Here is a 19,754-nt window from a genome sequence, read left to right as displayed (position 1 = left end):
TCAGTAGCTCGCTTTTGTTCTTTTTTTTATTAAATACGTTCCATCGCTGTCTTCAACGTTCCAACAATAAAGGCAATTTCTTCACTTGAAATAATAAGCGGTGGTGCTAATGTTAAAACGTTATTATAACCTGCTGTTGTCATACCATTACGCCCAATAATAAGCCCTTTTTCTTTACAAGCATTTATAACACTTGCAATTTTATCGTTATCAATTGGTTCTTTCGTCGCTTTATCATTTACTAGTTCGATTCCAACTAATAACCCTTTCCCTCTAATATTTCCAACAAGCGGATGTTCCCCAATTTCTTCTTTTAATTGCTTTAATAAAAGTGAACCCATTTGTGCAGAGCGCTCAATTAAATTTTCATTTTCCATAATCTCTAAGTTTTTAAGCGCTAATGCACAAGCCGCTGGATTTCCACCAAATGTATTAATATGGCGGAAGAATTCATATTCTCCTGTTCCTTTAAATGCCTCATAAATTTCTTTTTTCACAGCTGTTGCAGATAATGGTAAGTATGCGCTCGTAATACCTTTTGCCATTGTAATAATATCGGGTTTTACATCATAATTCATAAATCCAAATGCTTTTCCTGTACGCCCAAAACCGCAAATCACTTCATCGCTAATGAGTAGTGCCCCGTGTTTTTGACATGTTTCGTGAACAGCTTTCATATAGTCTTGTGGCGGCATTAAAATACCTCCACCTGTAATGATTGGCTCCATAATAAATGCTGCTATCGTTTCACTTAATTCCCATGTCATAACACGATCGACTTCTTTTACACACTCTACATCATAAATATTTTGTGATTCCATTTCTGGCATACGGTAACAATCTGGAGGCGTTACGTGTAAAAATCCTGAAGCAAACGGCTCATATTGATATCTACGCTGCGCTTGTCCTGTCGCTGCCATTGTCGCCATTGTGTTTCCGTGATAACCACGATAACGTGACATAAATTTATAACGATGCGGTTCACCTTTTTGAGCATAATATTGTCTTGCTATTTTAAAAGCTGTTTCATTCGCTTCTGATCCACTATTAGAGAAGAATATAACATACTCTCCACCAAGCCACTCGTTTAACTTTTCAGCAAGCTTTATAGCTGGCTCATGTGATTGTGACATCGGAAAGTACGATAATGTTTGCAATTGCTTATAAGCTGCCTCTGCGAGCTCTTTTCTTCCGTATCCACTATTCACACACCAAAGACCACTCATACCGTCTAAATATCTTTTCCCTTGTATATCTTCAACCCAGCACCCTTCTGCTTTTGCCCCTACCATTGTACTACTTGGACTAAAGGGACGCATTCCATGCCAAACATATTGCTCGTCTTTTGCTAATAATTCGTCAGTTTGCTTCGTTTTCATCATTTCTTCCACCTTCCATAACAACTTATTTTTCACAAAAGCTGCGCTGGTGCCATGATGATTTAAATTTCTCCCTGCTTATTTTCATTCCACAAAATTAAGATAAATCCTACTTACAAAGCAGTAATATTTACAAGAAAATGACAAAAGAAAAAGGAGCTTTTCTTATATTTCGAAAAGCCCCTCTTTTTTAATGTGAAGAAGCATCACTAATACCGTGACCAGTATTAGATTTCACAAGAATTTCATCAAACTTCGCTGCATCTTCTTTCTTACTAGAGAAAACAGTTCCTAAATATGCTGCAAGGAATCCAAGCGGAATAGAAACAATTCCAGGTGTCGTATATGGGAATATCGCCTCTCCAACAAATATAGCTTTCCCTGCTACAGGATTCCAAACATTAGGACTTAATACTACAAGAACAATTGCTGATACAAGACCAACGATCATTCCACAAATTGCACCCGTTGTATTAAAGCGCTTCCAATATATTGTAAATAATATAACGGGTAAATTTGCACTCGCTGCAACTGCAAATGCTAGTGATACTAAAAATGCTACGTTTAATGTTTGCGCAAATAAAGCAAGTATAATAGATACTATCGCTACTCCAATAGACGCATAACGAGCCATTGAAACTTGTTCTTTTTCCGTTGATTTTCCTTTTCGAATAATCTCGTTATAAAAATCATGAGCAAATGCGGAAGCCGCTGTTAATACAAGACCTGCTACTACAGCTAAAATTGTTGCAAAAGCAATCGCCGATACGAATGCGAATAAGAAATCGCCACCTAACGCTTTAGCTAATAAAGGTGCTGCCATATTACCAGCAGGATTTGCTTTAATAATTGCCTCATTCCCTACAAACGCCGCCGCACCAAATCCTAAGAAAATCGTCATAATATAAAATGCTCCAATTAACCACGTAGCGTACACTACTGATTGACGTGCAGTTTTTGCATCACGTACTGTGAAAAAGCGGACAAGAATATGCGGTAATCCTGCCGTACCAAGAACTAGTCCTAAATTTAAAGAAAGTGTATCAAGACCATCTTTATACTTTACTCCTGGATTTAAAAACGATTCCTTCAATGGAGTAGCTGTTTTCATTTGAGCGAACATTTCTGTCACACTAAAATTAAATTTTGCGAAAACGATAACAGAAATAATAAATGTACCTGCCATAAGTAATACAGCCTTTACAATTTGTACCCAACTTGTAGCAGTCATACCTCCAAAAATAACGTAAACTGTCATAAGTGTACCAACGATTAAAACGGATGTCGTATATTCAATTCCTAATAATAATTTAATAAGTGCACCCGCACCAACCAATTGTGCAATCATATAAAAAATCGAAATCGTCATCGTATTAAGCGCTGCAATACCGCGAACCTTTTTCGCATCAAAACGCGCCGCGATCATGTCCGCTAACGTATACTTCCCTAAATTTCTAAGCGGTTCTGCAACTAGGTATAATACAACTAAGTAAGCAACTAAGAAACCTATACTATAAAAGAACCCATCAAACCCTGTTAAAGCTATCGCTCCGGCGATGCCAAGAAATGACGCAGCAGACATGTAATCCCCGGCAATAGCCAGACCATTTTGCCAACCAGTTAATCCCCCTCCAGCCGTATAAAATTCACTCGCATTTTTCGTTTTTTTCGATGCGAAATAAGTTATAACAAGTGTACCGAGTACGATAATTAAAAATAGTGCAAAAGCGGTTGTATTCAAATTCAGCCCCTCCCTTTTTGCATATCTTGCAGAATTTTTTGCGAGATTTCATCAAAGGATTTTGCTTTTTTGCTATAAATCATACATAATGCCCATGTCATTATAAATTGCGCAAAAGCAAATACCCACGCCCATGTAACATCACCAAATACCGGTGTATTGAGCACCTTTGAATACGATGTTAAAATAGGTAATGTAATAAAAAAACTTAAAAAGAAAATACTCATCGGAATGATAAACTTCTTTTTCGTATTTAATAACAATTGAAACTCTTCAGACTGAACAACTTCTGTATAATTCACCTCATTTTGTAACTTACGTGCTGACGTATCATCTCGTTTCATTCTCTGGTCCCCTCTCTTACTTAAACTACAATTCCCCCTTGCATACCTAAAGACTTAATTTTGTAAATATTCAGAAACTTATTTCCATTTTAGACAATCCATACATTCCTGCAAAGATTTTTCGATAGACATTTTTCGTCATTTTCCCCTAATTTTGTAATATACTTTTTCAAAATAAAGTGAAGCCCCAAAATTCTTTTCCTCATTAAGACAGAAGTAGTGCTTATCGCACCACTTCTGTCTTTTTCTCTTTTTCTAAATTACGAGCTGTTTCACTTAATTCAACGTCTTTTCCATCTTTAAGCGTTCCAAATATAAAATCGAATACTGGATTTGAAACTCCGAACCAAAACTTTTCATTTTTATAATGGTGTAATATGTGCTGTTTTTTTAACCATCTTCCAAACTTAGTGAAGGGGCGAATCGGTTTATGTGCAATATAATGTTTCCATTCATAAACGAGGAGCATGATAATCATTCCGACTCCAAATGAAAGTGTAACAGTAACACTTTTTGTAATACCATACGATATAAGTAAATATATAGTAAAGCTAGGTATACTAAACCATGCAGGCAAAAATAAAAGTTTTAAATCATCTGGATATACGTGATGATCATAATGTAATCTTCTTAACATTTTTAATACAAGTGCGTTTTTAGGCGGCTTTAAATGGAATAAAAAACGGTGTGTCATATATTCGTTAAACGTATAAAAAACAATCCCAAACACACACGCTAACATACCGATCCATGTAAAAAATTGCATTTTTAAAATAATAATAAAAATTAATAGAACACTATACATAATAACAATATCATGTTGCAAAAAGAACTCCTTTACCACTCTCTTCATCTTTCTTCCCCCTTTTCCAAAAAAACAGCCGTAACATATCGTTACGACTATTTCTTTTCTATTTTATTCTTATTCTATTCACTTTACAAATTTGCCTGCTGTTCTATTGTCGAGAAAAAAGTGTTCGGACCAAATATATTTTGCTTCGGAATAATGTGTTCTACTGCAAACACTGTTACTTCTCCTCTTTGTACTTCTCCAATAATGAGACCAAATACTTCATGATTTACCGCAAACGTTGGTTGTTTCGTTTGCAGTAACCTTGCTGCATTTTTAAATACCGCTTCATATAGTGGATTCCTATCAGTAATTTCTTTTCGGATTTTTGGTGCTAAAGTGATGATAATTTCTTTTCCGTCAATAGTGGTTCGATACATAAAAATCTCCCCTTCAATCTTATATGAACAACTGTAAAGCTTTGTATGCAAAATGGATAGAATATCCTACTAAAATAATACCTGCTCCGGCTGTAATATAGCCAAGTGCTTTTTTCTTTAATAAAGTTCTTCCAAAATGTACAGAAAAAGCAATATTTAAATTCCACAAAATAATGCCAACAATAATGCAAAGACTGTACAAAAAAGCTTCTTGTTTCGTTACCTTTGTAAGCAACGAGCTAAGTGTACTTCCATATATACCAAACCAAAAAACGAGATTTAATGGATTGGATATCGCAATTAGAAATCCTGCCATAAAAGATTGTTTAAGTCCACCTATCTCTTCTTGTTTATATTCCATATTAGAGTGAGAAATTCCTTGTTTTACACTTTGAAACCCTAAATAAAACAACAAGAAAAACCCAGCGCAATACATAAAAGCTTGTACATATGTATACATAAACACAGAAGATAAACCGAAATAAATAAGAAGCATAAACAAAATATCAGCAGTCATTCCTCCGATTCCAACAATCCACGCATGCCAAAATCCACGTTCAATTCCCCGTTTTAACATTTCAATATTAATCGGACCTACAGGCGCAGCTAATGAAATACCTAATACTATTTGTTGTATGATTGCTCCAAACATCGCTCGATCCTTTCTACTTCTTTTACTATTAAGTAATGATGCAAATATAGAAAATAGACTAGCTTTCATAAAAATTATTCACTAATACAATACCCTTTTTTATCCAAAATATGCAAAAGAGCCATCCAGTTGATGGCTCTTATTTCTCTACTCTATGATGAAAAGGACATTTACCTTTAATCGGCTCAATATCATCCCCTATGAAATATTGTTTCCATTCACGATGATTAGGATCGCCGTAGTGACTAATGTTAGGGTGCTTCGGCAACTGATCCCACTTTTCAACTCGTTCACGGACCATTTGTCTTGAATACGATCCTTTAGGACGATCCCCTTCTAATCCATCGAAAATAGTTCGTGGCTGGAATCCAATAACGAGAGAATTTCCTAAATGCCTAGTCTTTCGCTGTTTATAAGCTGGCGCATTCCCAAATGCAAATATTGGTTCACCACCAAATGAAAATTCCCATAAATGATGGTCAGGGTCTGCTGGAATTCGCTTCGGCCATGTTTAGTTATCATTTTCATGTAAATACTGTAGTACTTTCCAAAAGTAATCACGGTAATATTCCAATGATTGTTCTTCACATTCTGGTTCCACAAAAAGAAAAAAGCCCCTTCTTACAATCGGCCGCTCTTTCATTAGCTCCAAAAAAGTTAACATTGTATTGGGTAAATGACTCCAATCATTATGAGAGAGAAATGAATAACGAAGTTCATTCTTCTTCAAAGCTGTTAAACCGAAATAACACGGGAAGGTTGGTTCTAACACGACACTCGAAAAATCATGAAATTCTTTTGCAACCCAATTCGGTATGTCGACTCTATTTTTCATCCCTTCATTATCTAATAAATAAGACTCATCCATTCTTTCACCTCATTATGTACAGCATTCACTTAAGAATATTACATACTCGGCTTGTCCTATACCTTTTTAAAATTCGAGAAAAAATTAATTCAAAATACAAAATTTTCAAAACTCTCACTTGACTAAATTCTACCAATTCATGTATATTTAAATTAATCATTTGGCAGAATATTCGAGAATATAGCATTTTTTATTTATATTATTTTTTAATGAATTTCACTAAATGAAAAAAGGAATCGTTTTTAGGAGGAATTGTGACATGCAAGGAAAAGTAAAATGGTTTAACAATGAAAAAGGTTTTGGATTTATCGAAATGGAAGGCTCTGAAGATGTATTCGTACATTTCTCTGCTATTCAAAGCGACGGCTACAAAGCTTTAGAGGAAGGTCAAGAAGTATCTTTCGACATTACTGAAGGAAATCGTGGACCTCAAGCTGCTAACGTAGCAAAACTTTAATCCCGCATATGACAGGAGGTTACCTTACTTGGTAACCTCCTTTGTTATTCCTTTGTATATTTCCGTTTTACAGAGCAAAAACTATGTGAAATGCGCAAAATACAAAGGAGGCAATAACAATGGGATCACATGTAAATGATTTTGAAGAAGTAAAATTCCGTGTAGAAACTGCACAAAAAATGGTAGGTTCTGCAACGATTTCAATGGATCCAGACACATTAGAGCATGCCACTACTGCAGTAGAATCGGCTCGTTCTCAGCTTGAAATCATGAAATCCGTTGCAACGGATTTAGATGAGCCATTTCTAATGAATGAAGAAAAAAAATTAAGTAAATGTGAGCATCAATTACACGAAGCGAAGCACTAAAAAACATCCAGAGAATTTTCTCTGGATGTTTTTTTATGACAATTGCTCCCCATACTTTTTCAACTTCTCTCCAACCGTACATTGCCGTATACAAAAAGAATGGGCATAGTATTTACTATGGTTTTTCCGATTATGTTCCTGCAAGAAACACCCTTCGCAATACGTTTCTAATAAGTCATTTACCTCTGTAATGAGTTGCTTCTTCTTCACCTGTGCACCTCTCTATTCGGTTATTTCTTTATGACTATCAATTGCCGTCCCTTCTAATGCTTGCGTTGCTAATTGATGTGCCTCTTTATTTTGTTTTCTAGATATCGGTTCACAAACAAGCTTTAATTTCATTTGCTTCGCTTTTTGTTCTATTTGATCTAAGTAATGATTTAAATGTTCATCATAGCAAGGCCATTCACCAGCTAATTGCTGCAGTACAACTTGAGAATCTCCACGAAGTGTAACTGCTTCATATTTAATTCCTAATTCTTCGAGTGTATTCATCCCGTATAATAATGCGGCATACTCCGCTTCGTTATTATCATATATGCCTTCTATGTATGCATTGCGACGAATTCGATAATTTGTATTTCCTTTTTTATAGTATACACATATGCCAGCACCCGCTTCTTTCGTCTGTACATCATAACCACCATCAAAATAAACTTGAATTTCTTGAGGATCTTCCTCCACTTGCTTACTCAGTTTTTTCATTTCTTTTAATGACCATTCAGCGTCCATTTCATCGTAAAATAAAAGTTCTTTCATCCTACCTGTTTTCTCAAAATCCTCCGCAAATTGAAGCACTTCTTCTATGTTCATATAATCTGTTGTTAATTCAGTTTGTAAACCACGCTTCGTTTTATACAACCAATGTATTTTATATTTCATACTAGATTCCCCTTTTATAAGACTTCTTATATTTATTTTATTATATTTTATCAAGAGTCACAGCATTATATTCAATATAATCACATACAAAAAGAGCCATCCTATATAAGGACGGCTCTTTCATCTATTACATAAATCTTTCAAACTGTACTCGCTTATTAATCCAGTACATTACAGGCATACCAATCGCCATTACAATAAATTCACCAACTGCACATGTTAGCCATGTCAATAAAAATGGCAGATCAAATGCAAGATGAAGTTCAATTGCTATCATAAACATTGTAATTGTAAAAATAACTGTATTAAAAATCATACGAGCCCAAACACCTTTAATGAAGCGCATAGAAATAATAGTTGCAAGTAGTGCAAGAATTGATTGCCCTACTCCAAATACTAAATCATAAGCGATCATGGGTGAGAAAAAGAGATTCGTTAAAAATACACCTAATACAATCCCGTAAATTGCTTTCTTATTGAATACAACGAGATGATTAAACATCTCTGAAATACGAAACTGTACACTCGTAAAGCCAAATGGCTGAATAAGCATAGAAACAGCAATATATAATGCCGCTAAAATACCATTACCGACTAATGTTCTTATATTCATGACAAAATCTCCTTAGTTTTTTTTACGTGGGATGGTTTCGAACCACGTTATTCGTTTTTAAGCAACAAGATTATATTTTACGCAATAGGTGCTCTTTCGTCAATAGATTCCTATCATTATCTACCCTTTTTCTTATAGAAGACGTATAATATAACATATGAAAGATTTAGGAGGTTTCACTTCATGACAGCAACAATTCAAAATGAAAAAGTGATCGTTTCCATTTCTGACAAAGGTGCAGAATTGCAAAGCGTTCGCTTAAAAGAAGACAACACAGAATATTTATGGCAAGGTGATTCTACTTATTGGGGACGTCGTGCACCAATTTTGTTCCCAATCGTCGGTCGACTAGTAGAAAATACATACTACGTAGAAGGTAAACCTTATTCATTAACACAACACGGTTTTGCTCGCGATCTTTCGTTCTCTGTAAAAGAACAAAGTGAAACGAAAATTACTTATATCGTTACTAGTAATGAAGAGACGTTACAAAAATATCCATACGAATTTGAATTACTCGTTTCTTATGAAGTAGACGAACAAAATATACATATTACATATGAAGTAAACAACCCTTCTTCAAAAGAGATGTTCTTTTCAATCGGGGCACACCCTGGATTCAACTGTCCTTTATTAGAAGGTGAATCATTTGCAGATTATCATCTATCATTTAACGGATCTGAACGTTTAGAAACTAGCATATTAGAAGGTCCTTTCCTTTCAAATGAAAAAAAACTAATCGCTGAAAATACGAAAGAATTGCCACTTACATATGATTTGTTCAAAAATGACGCGCTTATTTTTGAACATATGAATACGAATGAAATTTCTATTCGCTCACATAAACATAATAAATTTGTAAAAGTAGCATTTGATGGGTTCCCATTTGTCGGCGTATGGACACCAGGAGATAACGCACCTTTCTTATGTATTGAACCTTGGTACGGAATTGCTGATGAAGTAAGTCAAGCAAAAGATTTTAAAGAAAAAAAAGGAATTCAATCTTTACAAGCGAATGAAACATTTACATGTCGTTATAGCATTACAATTGGATAAAGTGAAACTTTAATCAGTGGGGTGTTTATCCCCCACTGATTATTAGCCCACACCAATCGGGCGTTTACGGGCAGCCCGACTCCCACCTAACTTCTTTGCTTCAGCCGAATTTTGAGGTGGGAGTCTTACTGCCCGGCAAATAGCGGGATAAGTACTCTATCCCCTACTTCTAAAAAAATTTTCAAGTAGGGGATAACCTTATAAATGGAGGTTTCTCATTTTGATTGAAGTATATATCGATGGTGCATCAAAAGGAAATCCTGGACCTTCTGGTGCCGGGATTTTTATTAAAGGGGTACAGCCACCCGTACAATTGTCATTACCACTTGGGACAATGTCCAACCATGAAGCAGAATACCACGCTTTACTTGCGGCATTAAAGTATTGCGCAGCGCATAATTATAGCATTGTATCTTTTCGTACAGATTCCCAACTTGTTGAGCGGGCTGTTGAAAAAGAATACGCAAAAAATAAAATGTTTGCACCGCTTCTAGAAGAAGCACTGCAGTACATAAAAAATTTCGATCTCTTTTTTATTAAGTGGATTCCAAGTAGTCAAAATAAAGTCGCTGATGAATTAGCTAGAAAAGCTATTTCACAAAATTAACGGGGGTATGAGTGTGAAAAAAGGGTGGATTGCTCCTCTCGCATTATTATTCGTCTCTTTTATTTGGGGAGCTACGTTTGTTGTCGTTCAAAATGCTATGTCTTTTGTTGGACCATTTACTTTTAATGCTATTCGCTTTTTATTCGCTGGAATTATTTTATTATTCGTTCAAATGATTTTCTCACAAAAAACTTCAAAACAAGATATAAAACAGAGTAGTCTCGCTGGATTGATTGTTGGATTCTTTTTATGTGTTGGCTATTTATTACAAACATTCGGTTTACTTTATACAACCTCTTCAAAAGCTGGTTTCTTAACAGGGCTTAGTATCATTATGGTCCCAATCTTGTCTTTTATCTTTTTAAAACAGCGAGCTACAATTTTCATTGCACTTGGTATTACTGTAGCAACAGCAGGTTTATATTTATTAACGGCTGGTGATTCTTTTCAATTAAACATTGGAGATATACTCGTTCTCGGCTGCGCTGTCGCTTTCGCTGCCCATATTCTTGTTAACGGTTTCTTTTCTAAGAAAATACCACCTTTATTACTTAGCACCTCTCAAATATTAGCTGTCGGTATATTTTCTTCTATTTGCGCTTTTTTGTTTGAAGATTGGGAAAAATTATTCTCAGTATCACTATGGACGAACCATTCCTTTTTATTCGCTCTCTTTCTAACTTCTCTGTTTGCGACATCCATTGCTTTTTTCATTCAAACATCTGCACAAAAACACACTTCTCCAACGAGAGTAGCCATTATTTTCGCAATGGAGCCCGTTTTTGCAGCATTAACAGGCGTTCTAGTTGCAAATGAACAGCTTTCTATTTCTGCTGTTATTGGGTGTCTATGTATTTTCCTAGGTATGATTTTTGTTGAATTACCTTCAAAAACAAAAAAAGAAGCGCAGGCTGCGTGAAGTTACGCTTGTAACTTCCGCATAAAAGCCTTAGCGCTTTTTTTATCTTTAATATCTTCTTCTTTCAATCGCTCTAACAAAGCAACAAAATAACTACCATCAAACTGTAATTGATGTTTAATCGTCGCTTCTATTGCTGCATTCACAATTCCATCAGATGCGCCAGTATACCCTTGTCCAAACATAATAAACCCTTGCGCTTCCTCTGATAACTTAAATCCTTTCGTATGTAAGAATGAAAGGTACTCTTGTACTGTTTGCATGATATTCCCACCTACTCAAAAATTATCCACTTCCTATCATACATGTTTTTACACGCTATGAGAATGAAATTTCTTTGACAACTTTGTAAATCGCTCGTCTACTTCACTAACGATAGAGGATTCTCACACACTATTACGGAATATATAAAGTGAAAATTATTCTGTATTAAAGGGGAGAAACAATGAAACAAGCTCTATTAATTATTGATGCTCAACAAGAACTAATTGATGGAAATGAACAAGAAAATGAAGTGTTCCGTAAAACCGAACTATTGGCTACACTAAATACAGCTGTACAGAAAGCAATTGATTCAAATGCCCTTATTGTTTTCGTACGAGATACTGATGTTGCTTCTGGTAGCGGCGTGGGCTTTGAAGTACATAATCAAATTAAAGTACCTCAGTCTGCAATCCTTATTAATAAAGCAGCAACAAATTCATTCTATGGCACTTCTTTACTTGAACTTTTAAAAGAAGAGAAGATTAATCATCTCGTTATAGGTGGATGTAAAACAGAACATTGCATTGACACAGCTGTTAGGACAGCAACTGTACAAGGATTCGATGTTACATTAATTAAAAATGGCCATTCAACAACTGATTCTAACGTATTGTCTGCAGAGCAAATTATCGAGCATCATAATAAAACTCTACACGGTCATTATAATGTTGATCATTTTTCTATAGTGAGAGATATCGAGGAAAACCTCTTTCAACCAGCTCATGACCAATATCGTGAATAGTACAATATACGAAAAAGAATCCTTGATGAACAAGGATTCTTTTTTATCCAAAAATTTGAGCTGCAATGCTATATAGCTCACTATTCCTTTTTAATAATTGATCGCGATTTTTCATCATTATTGGCGGTTTATTAACCTTTTGAAAACCAGTAATCTCTAATTCTTTCATGAAATCTTTTTTTCCTTCTGGTACATCCATTCTTAATTTCCCATTATGCCCTTTTGCTAAAGAATGAACAATTTCCATTGCCATTGTGTCATTTTTAGCAACGATTGGTCCTATTATTTTATTTTCTGGCGTTTGTATACTCGTTCCATATCCTAGTACATTTTGTTCTTTATCCTTCACAACGATACACTGTTCACTTTGCACAATTCTTTTCTTTAAAAACTCTTTTCTATTTGCTCCAAATGCGGCTTTATCTATTTTTATAATCTCAATTGAATCCTTTTCTTCATAATTGAAAATATACTCTTTGTCCTCTTCATCCTTACAGGCTGAATTATACTCAATACATATGTATTTAGAAACATGACTCACAACTTGAAATCCTAATTTCTCATATAAAGGCTTTCCTTCTTCCGTAGCAATAAGCATAATAGGTGTCTTTTCTGAAACACTTCCTATACACGCCTCCGTTATCATTTTGCCAATTCCTCTCCCTTTATACTTAGGATGAACAATAACCATACCAATAGATGCTAATGTCTCCCCATATAATATACTTGCCGCGCTAGCAATAACTTCTCCTTTTTCATTCCGCACGCCATATATAATACCTGAATTTAATATAGTTTCAATTTCTTCTAAACTATAATCCCATCCTATCACTTCAGATAGGCCAATAAGACATGGTATATCGTTTGCTCCAAGCCTCTCCACTACATTCATATAACAGCCCCCTTTTTTAAAATCCTAATCTTTCAATTACAATATAACACCCCTCACAACTTGGAGGGGTGTTACAACTCACTCTTCATTCAATTACTAGATCCACTATACGACACATGACGTTTCTCAATCCGTTCTTCTATTTCTTTCATATTTTCTTTATTACTTAATAGTGATTGTTTATTTTCTATTAATAATTGTTTAAAAGATTTTCTCACTTTTTTTCGCATTTTCAGTTTCCTCCTTAACGATTACAAGTAACTTATCAAAGGATGGTTTATTTAAAAGATAAGTAATAATCTGTGTAGACTTATAATAATTGATTGTTGTGAAATCCATTTGAACTTCGTATGAAAACTTAGTTTATTTTCTGACAACTTTGTGAACAAAAAAGAAAGACCGATTAAATCTACCTTTAATCAGTCTTTCTACTTCTTACAACATGTTTATTAATATTTCAGGTCTTCCCCAATTCATTTCGTCGCAAACGAATCGTAGTTTTTCTTCGTTCATTGTGTGTAACCCTTCTTCAAGCAAACATGAAATCGGAACTTCACAATGAATTTGCGCTAATTGTAAAGAGATATTTAAGTTCTCTAAATCACTTTCAATTTTTGTACGCTGCGCTTTCGTTAATGACTCTATATTTTCTAGTACTGCTGATACTGTTCCGTGCTCTTGAATAAGCTTATATGCTGTTTTTTCACCAATACCTTTTACACCTGGATAATTATCGCTTGTATCTCCCATGAAAGCTTTCGCATGAACAATTTGCCATGGTTCTACACCTTTCTCTTCCATGATTTTTTCCGGTGTGTAATACTCGTAATTTCCAATTCCTTTACGAAGAAGCATAACTGTAACATTCGTATCAACAAGTTGAAGTAAATCTGTATCACCTGTCAAAATATAAACTTCCGCTTCATTGCAATATTGTTTTGCAAGCGTACCGATACAATCATCCGCTTCATAACCTTTCATACCGATTACAGGCATAGATAATTTCGCAGTCATTTCTTGTACTAAATCAAATTGTGGAATTAATTCTTCCGGCGGTGCTGCACGATTTGCTTTATAATTCGAGAAAGATTCCGTTCTAAATGTCGTACTTCCCATATCCCAGCACGTTACAATGTGCGTTGGTTCGATTGCTTGTGTTGCTGTTAATAAATGCTTCATATAACCATGAATCCCATTCGTCGGGGTACCATCTTGTCGTTTCATAAATTGTCCATGTACACTTGTTGCGTAAAAAGCACGAAATAATAGTGCCATACCATCAACTAATAATACTTTTTTCATAATTCCTCTCCTACTAACAAAAAATAATAACCTCACGTTATCACGTAAGGTTATATATAGATTACCATTCTACGTTTTTGTTCAACTTTGTCTATTATACATTGTTTTTGTATATTTAGCATCATTAACACATTAAGACATTCTACCGCAACAAGTATGAAGTATTCCTGAATACGTATTTTTACCTGTCGAAACAACTACAGCCTTTGCATTTCCGCCAACAATATACGTACCTTTGAAACATACATTTTCAAGTTCAAGTGGATTATAGTCTTTCATCCGTTTTAATGGAATAAATCGTTTACGTTCAAGATGATAGCAACTTTCAAATTTCTCAATACTAGCATCGTTTCCTGTCAGCATAGATTCATTTACTAATAAATCATTTGCATAAATAATACGTACATCTGCTGGTACTGTATCACCTTCTGCAAGAAAGATCATATCTCCAGGTACAAGCTCTTGTACTGGTAGCTTCATCATTTTCAATTCATTGTTTAGCCCAGTTACGCTAGAGGCTTCTACTCTAGAAACAGTAACTGTTTCACATTTTAATTCATCACGTACATTTTGTTTTGAAAGACCTGGAATCATTCCACTTAGCTTTATCATCACTTCTGCAATACGCACTCTTTTTGAAATTAATTCATTTCGGCCGTATACTTGAATACGTTTTTGTGCTTCTTTCACAGATAGTCCGTCTCTTGTTGTTTTAAAATACGCAAATACAGATTTTACATCTCTCGTTGCAATTTCAATTAATAAATCTTTATTTTTTTGGAGCATTGTTTGTTCTTTTATTGATTTTTTACTTAGTTTATATGACGTGTTACCCACAGTTTTGTTTGCATATAACATATTATCGTCTCCTCCTTTATAACATAGGAAGAAACGCTTTGTTTCTCGATTTATCCACTTTACCGTGAAAGTGTCTAGCGCTCTAATACTCGAATGAACGCTACATTATGATAAATATAGAGGGAGGAACAAGTCGTTTCCTGCCTACATCATATATTTTTGATTTGAAGCATATGGGTAACGGAACCGAGTCAGAATTTGACATGCTCCTCACCTCCTCGTTTATTTTTTAGTTATAATCTATACTATGAAATTACTCATAGCTTTGTAACAAAAAAGACCCTTACTCATAAGAGAGCAAAGGTCATTGCATACACAAATAAGCGATCCCTAATATAATACAATTAGAAATCTACGGACCTCTCCCTCGTCGAGTTTTAGCACTGTATAGCATAGGTTCATTACCAGCTACGTTAAGAAAAACCTTAATTCGATCATTCCTGTTGACCCATTGGCGTCTCTCGACATTTTTGGGCAGTAGCATTTCTCTATACAGGAGCCTCACCTAACAGAGACTTATTTTAATTACATAGAAAATGTTACTCTTATTTAAAATAGATGTCAACACTTTGTATGGAAACTTTTCCTTATTACAACAACTACCTCTAGTGTAGTACAGTAATATACATCCCGTTCATCCTTCGATTATTTAAATTAATCGAACATATTTTTCAAGAATTAGCGAAAAATAAAAGCATTACGTTTAAAACGTAATGCTTTTAATATGTTACACAACCGGCAATTACAATTCCGATTGAAAGTGATAAAAACATAAGGAAAAGACCAACTGCCTGATTATCTTCTTCCAGACTCTTACTAATATTAAAACGTGGTGTAAGCCATTCTGCTAAATAATAGACAACAATTTGTGCTAAAATCCCAACTGCTCCCCATGACACCATATCAAAAAGCGAAATAGAATTAGCAGCCGTTGAATATAAAACGATAGCAAGACCAAGTAGTCTTCCTCCAAGTACATAGCTTACCGCTTTATTCCCTTGAGCCATTAACTTAAATTCCTTAACTTTCGTTGTCACTTCCATAAGAAAAAGACCGATACACAAAAGCGCAAGTGATACTGCTAAATATAGTAAAAAATTAATCATTTATTTTCCTCCTTCTTAATACCTACCGGTAAATAATACGATTCATTTCCCGTAATTTGTTCTCCGGCACGTATACCGATGCTGCTCGCTTTTCCAGCAATTAAAAACGCCCCAAACACGTACGACAGCTTCTCAATTCCTTTTTCAGTTTCTAAAAATACAACTGGAAGCTCTGTATATTTCTGAAATATAGGAAGTGACGTTTTATACGTTTCATGTGCATTTCGAATCATAATGTTTGTATCCTTATCACGAATCGTAATCGTATCACCTTCTCTACCGAACGAAGGTTTTTGAACGAAAGGACTTTTCCTCAAAAATAAATCTGGTTCTAAATATGTAGGAAGCATATATTCTTTAATCCACTTTTGTTCCTCACGTGTGTAAAAAGCAGCTTCTTCTGCTAATCCCCAAATAAGACATTGAATTGATTTTGGCTGAAGTAAAAAGGACGACAAAGGATTTATAATAAAAAGCTTTCCTTCTTTTACAAGTTGCAAGAGTTCCACTCCCACCAAATCCCCCGTTTCGGGATCTTGATCTTCAATCAAGTCTTCAATTGGATATGTTTGGCGATACAAAATATCAATTGGTACACCATCTCTATCTACTAAAGCATCGGCTGTAATTCTAAGTTCTGTCATTGGCATCACTTTATTTTCAACATGACATATCCCACTCAAATACATAGTCGTATTCCAATCTTCTATATGTTCATGATGAGCTGTGAAAACAACATTTGGATCTTCCATTCCTTTTGCAAACTCCATTACGGCTTTGGTAATACCAGAAGAAAGTAAGCGCTCTTGATTTGCATTTGGATCATCATAGTCAAGTTCTTCACAAACTTTTCCATTCATTTGAAAGCATTCCACAATAAAAGTTGGCGTGTCACTATTAAACTCAAGCATTTTAATACGATTATCATCTGTTAAAGCGAAATCAAATCGTGAAATAACAGATTCAGGATACATTCCTTTCAGTCTAATAAAAGGCAAACTTGCAGTTGGAAAACCGAGTTCAAGAAGCTGTTCATTAGATAAATCCCGAAGAAGTCTAGCAGTCTTAAAAAATATTTTCCCCATTCGTTCAGTTGCTAATTGCAATTGTTTCATCATTTGCTCTGTTATTGGGAAAACATGAAATAAACTATACTCACATTCATATAAATCCGACCAAAAATGCGGATAATTCGAATAAAATTCTTTTCGTTTCTTTATGTATTGCGACATATTTTAACCTCCAAATCCACCTTTTGAACCGCTTCCAATCCCACCTTTAAATTCGGCCGAAGATTGGTAAGTTTTAAACTCTGATGAATTTTTGAAGGTGGATTTATTTTGATAGTATTTACCACCATAAAAGTAATGTCCACGATAACCTGAACTACTATCATCACACTGCCAAACACCAAGTTCATCATCCCAATCCCAATCAGAACAACTAGTATCATTCGGTTCGGGGGGAATATCTTGCGCGCAGCCAAATAAAGTGCCCGTCATTAAAGATGTCAGGACACCACCTACTAGCCATTTCGTTTTTGTCACCTTTGCACTCCCCTTTTTAATTATATTTCTATTATATAAGATGTCATGATAAAGTAGAAGAAAAAGGAAGAAGAGGGATAAAATGCGATTGGAATATCGGTTCAATGATGAAACTAACGGGTATCCGGCTTTATGGAACTACGCAAATATTTCTAATTCTGAAATTGTCGCGCGCATGACTTGTGAATATTTTATAAAAGATGGAAATACATATGTCGTTACTGCAACTTCAGTAGATCCAGACGGGACAGTAGTGTTATATATACAAAAAGAAGTTTTTTTCAACGACCCTTCAGACCCTACATACTCGCACATAGGTTTTGAAATTAGAGAACTCAAGGAAGCAAGCTCAATTATGATAGAAAGTAAAGATGTGTGGAATTACGAGGACATCTTACCCTCTCTCCATTCAGATATTATATATATTCAACGGGATGGATTACATTTGGAATTCACCCTAGATTCAAGAGAAATTGATGAAGACCGCAAGTGCTATATTTATTATGGGAACTTTACAGGTAAATCGAGATAACATGAGCATATTTATTCAACAAAAAAACCTTACGTATAAAACGTAAGGTTTTTTATATAATCCCACATATGCCGTTATCTATAGATGTCCATAAACCTGCTCTCACAGGTGGATGTTCTCACAAATGTTTGTAACTTCCTTCTTAAAAAGATGGCCTGCTATCTACATTTAAATATTGAACTTCCATATTATACTTATTGGTTTAAGACATACACAAGCTACGTACACCGTCGGAATTTTATATACTGTTAGTTGAAATAAGACCCCCGCAAGTGCCGTCCCTCGTAAATGTCCAAAAACCCGCTACTCGCAGGTGGATGCCCTCACAGTTACCGTATATCTTCCTCCACAAGGAAGGCTTGATAATGGTCACTAAATATTGAGCTTCCGTAAAACTAACATCGGTTTTAGACATAAATAAGTTACGCACACCGCAGGATGTATTATTTACTTGTCGTTATATTATCACATTGTTTCCAATGTGTAAAATATAATATTTTTGAAGCAATCTCTTGCTTGTGACCTTATTTTAATACAAATTATTTTTGCATGCAAGTGATTATTCTTCTTCTTTTGCAATTTGGTTTTCTGGATAGGAAATCCAATCACTCCAGCTACCTGTATACAATTTAACATTTTGAAAACCAGCTAATTTTAATGCAACTATGTTCGGACACGCTGTAACACCAGAACCACAATATACGATTGTTTCCTTCTCTTTATCAAGATTTTGGAAACGCCCTTGCTGTTCCACTTCGTTTTTAAAGTGTCCCGATTCTAAAATTCCATCTTTCCAAAAATAGTTTACTGCCGTCGGAATATGCCCTGCCTTCGAATCAACGAGCTCTTCCGTACCAGCATAACGTTTTGGTTCCCTAGAATCAATTAATGTCATATTTGCATCTTCACGAATTTTCCCTCTCACATCTTCCATCGTTACAAGCATAGTTTCTTGTATTTCCGGTATAAAAGGTTTTCGTGCAATAACTGGGATATTCGACGTTGTGTGTGATCCATTCTCTTTCCAAGCTGGAAATCCACCGTCTAATATATACACTTTCTCATGTCCTACATAGTTTAATAACCACCATAAACGAGAAGCCATTGCACCAGCTTGACTGTCATACGCAATCACTGTCGTATGTTCATCAATTCCAGCTTGTGAAAGCGTGTCTGCAAACTGCTCTATACTTGGTAATGGATGGCGACCACCATGCTCTATTACAGAACTTGATAAATCTAAATTTAAATCAAAATATAACGCATGAGGAATATGTTCTTCCTCATACTTCTCTTTACCCCAATTTGGATTCGCTAAATCAAAACGACAATCGACTATACGGACATGTTCATCTTCTAAATGCTCACGCAACCATTCGACTGTAACAATCATCC

General features: G+C 35.1%; 25 protein-coding genes, 2 other RNA genes, 1 pseudogene and 2 riboswitches. Of the genes and pseudogenes, 7 read left to right on the top strand and 21 right to left on the bottom strand.

Features of this window, described 5'->3' with window-relative positions; translation table 11 throughout:
* Positions 1-29: 29 nt before the first annotated feature.
* From FT637_RS08885 to FT637_RS08855, 7 genes and pseudogenes are all read right to left on the bottom strand, one after another.
* The gene (locus FT637_RS08885; RefSeq protein ID WP_193645947.1) at positions 30-1,379 is read right to left on the bottom strand and encodes an aspartate aminotransferase family protein; all 1,350 of its coding nucleotides are present in this window, start codon (positions 1,377-1,379) and stop codon (positions 30-32) included.
* Between the two features lie 190 nt (positions 1,380-1,569).
* A complete protein-coding gene (locus FT637_RS08880) occupies positions 1,570-3,120 on the bottom strand; it encodes a cation acetate symporter (protein ID WP_227493734.1) in 1,551 nt (516 codons plus the stop codon).
* A gap of 2 nt (positions 3,121-3,122) precedes the next feature.
* Complete coding sequence (locus tag FT637_RS08875; RefSeq protein WP_193645946.1) at positions 3,123-3,464, bottom strand: DUF485 domain-containing protein; 342 nt, start codon at positions 3,462-3,464, stop codon at positions 3,123-3,125.
* A 223-nt stretch (positions 3,465-3,687) separates the two neighbouring features.
* Positions 3,688-4,317: a sterol desaturase family protein gene (locus FT637_RS08870; protein WP_193645945.1), complete on the bottom strand. Its 630-nt coding sequence runs from the start codon at positions 4,315-4,317 to the stop codon at positions 3,688-3,690.
* An 83-nt stretch (positions 4,318-4,400) separates the two neighbouring features.
* Complete coding sequence (locus tag FT637_RS08865) at positions 4,401-4,694, bottom strand: hypothetical protein (protein ID WP_002011898.1); 294 nt, start codon at positions 4,692-4,694, stop codon at positions 4,401-4,403.
* 19 nt (positions 4,695-4,713) lie between these two features.
* Positions 4,714-5,346, bottom strand: a complete 633-nt coding sequence (locus FT637_RS08860; protein ID WP_002030886.1) for a LysE family transporter — start codon at positions 5,344-5,346, stop codon at positions 4,714-4,716.
* 139 nt (positions 5,347-5,485) lie between these two features.
* Positions 5,486-6,214: pseudogene (locus tag FT637_RS08855) on the bottom strand (YqcI/YcgG family protein).
* Positions 6,215-6,473: 259 nt separating this feature from the next.
* Between FT637_RS08855 and cspB the strand changes: the two are divergent.
* The gene (cspB, locus tag FT637_RS08850) at positions 6,474-6,671 is read left to right on the top strand and encodes a cold shock-like protein CspB (RefSeq protein WP_002011904.1); all 198 of its coding nucleotides are present in this window, start codon (positions 6,474-6,476) and stop codon (positions 6,669-6,671) included.
* 119 nt (positions 6,672-6,790) lie between these two features.
* On the top strand, positions 6,791-7,039 hold the full coding sequence (locus FT637_RS08845) for a DUF2564 family protein (RefSeq protein ID WP_002011905.1): 249 nt from the start codon (positions 6,791-6,793) through the stop codon (positions 7,037-7,039).
* Between the two features lie 33 nt (positions 7,040-7,072).
* Here the strand turns inward: FT637_RS08845 and FT637_RS08840 are convergent, their stop codons facing one another.
* The 3 genes from FT637_RS08840 to FT637_RS08830 form a co-directional block, all read right to left on the bottom strand.
* The gene (locus FT637_RS08840) at positions 7,073-7,249 is read right to left on the bottom strand and encodes a zinc-finger domain-containing protein (RefSeq protein ID WP_071744973.1); all 177 of its coding nucleotides are present in this window, start codon (positions 7,247-7,249) and stop codon (positions 7,073-7,075) included.
* Positions 7,250-7,261: 12 nt separating this feature from the next.
* Positions 7,262-7,921, bottom strand: a complete 660-nt coding sequence (locus FT637_RS08835) for a ribonuclease H family protein (RefSeq protein ID WP_193645944.1) — start codon at positions 7,919-7,921, stop codon at positions 7,262-7,264.
* Positions 7,922-8,048: 127 nt separating this feature from the next.
* Complete coding sequence (locus FT637_RS08830) at positions 8,049-8,534, bottom strand: QueT transporter family protein (RefSeq protein ID WP_193645943.1); 486 nt, start codon at positions 8,532-8,534, stop codon at positions 8,049-8,051.
* A gap of 6 nt (positions 8,535-8,540) precedes the next feature.
* A riboswitch (PreQ1 riboswitch) is annotated at positions 8,541-8,586 on the bottom strand.
* 131 nt (positions 8,587-8,717) lie between these two features.
* On the opposite strand from FT637_RS08830, the gene FT637_RS08825 reads away from it, so the two are divergent.
* The 3 genes from FT637_RS08825 to FT637_RS08815 all read left to right on the top strand — a co-directional run bounded on the left by FT637_RS08825 (position 8,718) and on the right by FT637_RS08815 (position 11,116).
* Positions 8,718-9,590 carry an aldose 1-epimerase family protein gene (locus FT637_RS08825; RefSeq protein ID WP_193645942.1) on the top strand — a complete coding sequence of 291 codons (873 nt, stop codon included), beginning with the start codon at positions 8,718-8,720 and terminating at the stop codon, positions 9,588-9,590.
* A 220-nt stretch (positions 9,591-9,810) separates the two neighbouring features.
* Positions 9,811-10,197 carry a reverse transcriptase-like protein gene (locus FT637_RS08820; protein WP_193645941.1) on the top strand — a complete coding sequence of 129 codons (387 nt, stop codon included), beginning with the start codon at positions 9,811-9,813 and terminating at the stop codon, positions 10,195-10,197.
* 13 nt (positions 10,198-10,210) lie between these two features.
* The gene (locus tag FT637_RS08815) at positions 10,211-11,116 is read left to right on the top strand and encodes a DMT family transporter (protein WP_193645940.1); all 906 of its coding nucleotides are present in this window, start codon (positions 10,211-10,213) and stop codon (positions 11,114-11,116) included.
* A 2-nt stretch (positions 11,117-11,118) separates the two neighbouring features.
* On the opposite strand, the gene FT637_RS08810 is transcribed toward FT637_RS08815, so the two are convergent.
* Positions 11,119-11,379, bottom strand: a complete 261-nt coding sequence (locus FT637_RS08810; protein WP_193645939.1) for a DUF6123 family protein — start codon at positions 11,377-11,379, stop codon at positions 11,119-11,121.
* A gap of 182 nt (positions 11,380-11,561) precedes the next feature.
* Here FT637_RS08810 and FT637_RS08805 point away from each other — a divergent pair, with 182 nt between their 5' ends.
* Positions 11,562-12,122 (top strand): cysteine hydrolase family protein, encoded by a 561-nt coding sequence (locus FT637_RS08805; protein WP_193645938.1) that lies wholly within the window; start codon positions 11,562-11,564, stop codon positions 12,120-12,122.
* Between the two features lie 43 nt (positions 12,123-12,165).
* On the opposite strand, the gene FT637_RS08800 is transcribed toward FT637_RS08805, so the two are convergent.
* The 7 genes from FT637_RS08800 to FT637_RS08770 form a co-directional block, all read right to left on the bottom strand.
* Positions 12,166-13,014 carry a GNAT family N-acetyltransferase gene (locus FT637_RS08800; RefSeq protein WP_193645937.1) on the bottom strand — a complete coding sequence of 283 codons (849 nt, stop codon included), beginning with the start codon at positions 13,012-13,014 and terminating at the stop codon, positions 12,166-12,168.
* An 89-nt stretch (positions 13,015-13,103) separates the two neighbouring features.
* Positions 13,104-13,244: an FbpB family small basic protein gene (locus FT637_RS08795; RefSeq protein ID WP_193645936.1), complete on the bottom strand. Its 141-nt coding sequence runs from the start codon at positions 13,242-13,244 to the stop codon at positions 13,104-13,106.
* 205 nt (positions 13,245-13,449) lie between these two features.
* Positions 13,450-14,316, bottom strand: a complete 867-nt coding sequence (locus FT637_RS08790) for a 5'-3' exonuclease (protein ID WP_193645935.1) — start codon at positions 14,314-14,316, stop codon at positions 13,450-13,452.
* A gap of 132 nt (positions 14,317-14,448) precedes the next feature.
* On the bottom strand, positions 14,449-15,174 hold the full coding sequence (locus FT637_RS08785) for a cation-transporting P-type ATPase (protein ID WP_193645934.1): 726 nt from the start codon (positions 15,172-15,174) through the stop codon (positions 14,449-14,451).
* Between the two features lie 356 nt (positions 15,175-15,530).
* Positions 15,531-15,694: riboswitch (M-box (ykoK) riboswitch) on the bottom strand.
* Positions 15,695-15,893: 199 nt separating this feature from the next.
* Positions 15,894-16,280 carry a DUF350 domain-containing protein gene (locus tag FT637_RS08780; protein WP_193645933.1) on the bottom strand — a complete coding sequence of 129 codons (387 nt, stop codon included), beginning with the start codon at positions 16,278-16,280 and terminating at the stop codon, positions 15,894-15,896.
* The gene (locus FT637_RS08775) at positions 16,277-17,512 is read right to left on the bottom strand and encodes a glutathionylspermidine synthase family protein (protein WP_193645932.1); all 1,236 of its coding nucleotides are present in this window, start codon (positions 17,510-17,512) and stop codon (positions 16,277-16,279) included. Before FT637_RS08775 ends, FT637_RS08780 begins: the two co-directional genes overlap by 4 nt.
* Positions 17,513-17,515: 3 nt before the next feature.
* Positions 17,516-17,827, bottom strand: a complete 312-nt coding sequence (locus FT637_RS08770; RefSeq protein ID WP_105583966.1) for a hypothetical protein — start codon at positions 17,825-17,827, stop codon at positions 17,516-17,518.
* Between the two features lie 82 nt (positions 17,828-17,909).
* Here FT637_RS08770 and FT637_RS08765 point away from each other — a divergent pair, with 82 nt between their 5' ends.
* Positions 17,910-18,359 carry a hypothetical protein gene (locus FT637_RS08765; protein WP_193645931.1) on the top strand — a complete coding sequence of 150 codons (450 nt, stop codon included), beginning with the start codon at positions 17,910-17,912 and terminating at the stop codon, positions 18,357-18,359.
* A 55-nt stretch (positions 18,360-18,414) separates the two neighbouring features.
* Here FT637_RS08765 and ssrS (FT637_RS08760) read toward each other — a convergent pair.
* From ssrS (FT637_RS08760) to FT637_RS08750, 3 genes are all read right to left on the bottom strand, one after another.
* Positions 18,415-18,598, bottom strand: a non-coding RNA gene (ssrS, locus tag FT637_RS08760) — 6S RNA.
* A 21-nt stretch (positions 18,599-18,619) separates the two neighbouring features.
* Positions 18,620-18,802, bottom strand: a non-coding RNA gene (ssrS, locus tag FT637_RS08755) — 6S RNA.
* A 116-nt stretch (positions 18,803-18,918) separates the two neighbouring features.
* Positions 18,919-19,752: a sulfurtransferase gene (locus FT637_RS08750; protein WP_193645930.1), complete on the bottom strand. Its 834-nt coding sequence runs from the start codon at positions 19,750-19,752 to the stop codon at positions 18,919-18,921.
* Between the last annotated feature and the right edge of the window lie 2 nt (positions 19,753-19,754).

This window comes from Bacillus cereus (assembly GCF_015071065.1).
Lineage (GTDB): Bacteria > Bacillota > Bacilli > Bacillales > Bacillaceae_G > Bacillus_A > Bacillus_A cereus_BA.
The sequence above is the reverse complement of the archived record's forward strand: the minus strand, read 5'-3'. Positions and strand labels throughout refer to the sequence as shown.

Coding starts and splice junctions, on each gene's coding strand:
- FT637_RS08835 (WP_193645944.1), bottom strand. CDS start 7,921: ATGAAATATAAAATACATTGGTTGTATAAAACGAAGCGTGGTTTACAA.
- FT637_RS08825 (WP_193645942.1), top strand. CDS start 8,718: ATGACAGCAACAATTCAAAATGAAAAAGTGATCGTTTCCATTTCTGAC.
- FT637_RS08875 (WP_193645946.1), bottom strand. CDS start 3,464: ATGAAACGAGATGATACGTCAGCACGTAAGTTACAAAATGAGGTGAAT.
- FT637_RS08870 (WP_193645945.1), bottom strand. CDS start 4,317: ATGAAGAGAGTGGTAAAGGAGTTCTTTTTGCAACATGATATTGTTATT.
- FT637_RS08810 (WP_193645939.1), bottom strand. CDS start 11,379: ATGCAAACAGTACAAGAGTACCTTTCATTCTTACATACGAAAGGATTT.
- FT637_RS08750 (WP_193645930.1), bottom strand. CDS start 19,752: ATGATTGTTACAGTCGAATGGTTGCGTGAGCATTTAGAAGATGAACAT.
- FT637_RS08780 (WP_193645933.1), bottom strand. CDS start 16,280: ATGATTAATTTTTTACTATATTTAGCAGTATCACTTGCGCTTTTGTGT.
- cspB (WP_002011904.1), top strand. CDS start 6,474: ATGCAAGGAAAAGTAAAATGGTTTAACAATGAAAAAGGTTTTGGATTT.
- FT637_RS08805 (WP_193645938.1), top strand. CDS start 11,562: ATGAAACAAGCTCTATTAATTATTGATGCTCAACAAGAACTAATTGAT.
- FT637_RS08775 (WP_193645932.1), bottom strand. CDS start 17,512: ATGTCGCAATACATAAAGAAACGAAAAGAATTTTATTCGAATTATCCG.
- FT637_RS08800 (WP_193645937.1), bottom strand. CDS start 13,014: ATGAATGTAGTGGAGAGGCTTGGAGCAAACGATATACCATGTCTTATT.
- FT637_RS08885 (WP_193645947.1), bottom strand. CDS start 1,379: ATGAAAACGAAGCAAACTGACGAATTATTAGCAAAAGACGAGCAATAT.
- FT637_RS08765 (WP_193645931.1), top strand. CDS start 17,910: ATGCGATTGGAATATCGGTTCAATGATGAAACTAACGGGTATCCGGCT.
- FT637_RS08830 (WP_193645943.1), bottom strand. CDS start 8,534: ATGAATATAAGAACATTAGTCGGTAATGGTATTTTAGCGGCATTATAT.
- FT637_RS08845 (WP_002011905.1), top strand. CDS start 6,791: ATGGGATCACATGTAAATGATTTTGAAGAAGTAAAATTCCGTGTAGAA.
- FT637_RS08790 (WP_193645935.1), bottom strand. CDS start 14,316: ATGAAAAAAGTATTATTAGTTGATGGTATGGCACTATTATTTCGTGCT.
- FT637_RS08860 (WP_002030886.1), bottom strand. CDS start 5,346: ATGTTTGGAGCAATCATACAACAAATAGTATTAGGTATTTCATTAGCT.
- FT637_RS08785 (WP_193645934.1), bottom strand. CDS start 15,174: ATGTTATATGCAAACAAAACTGTGGGTAACACGTCATATAAACTAAGT.
- FT637_RS08795 (WP_193645936.1), bottom strand. CDS start 13,244: ATGCGAAAAAAAGTGAGAAAATCTTTTAAACAATTATTAATAGAAAAT.
- FT637_RS08865 (WP_002011898.1), bottom strand. CDS start 4,694: ATGTATCGAACCACTATTGACGGAAAAGAAATTATCATCACTTTAGCA.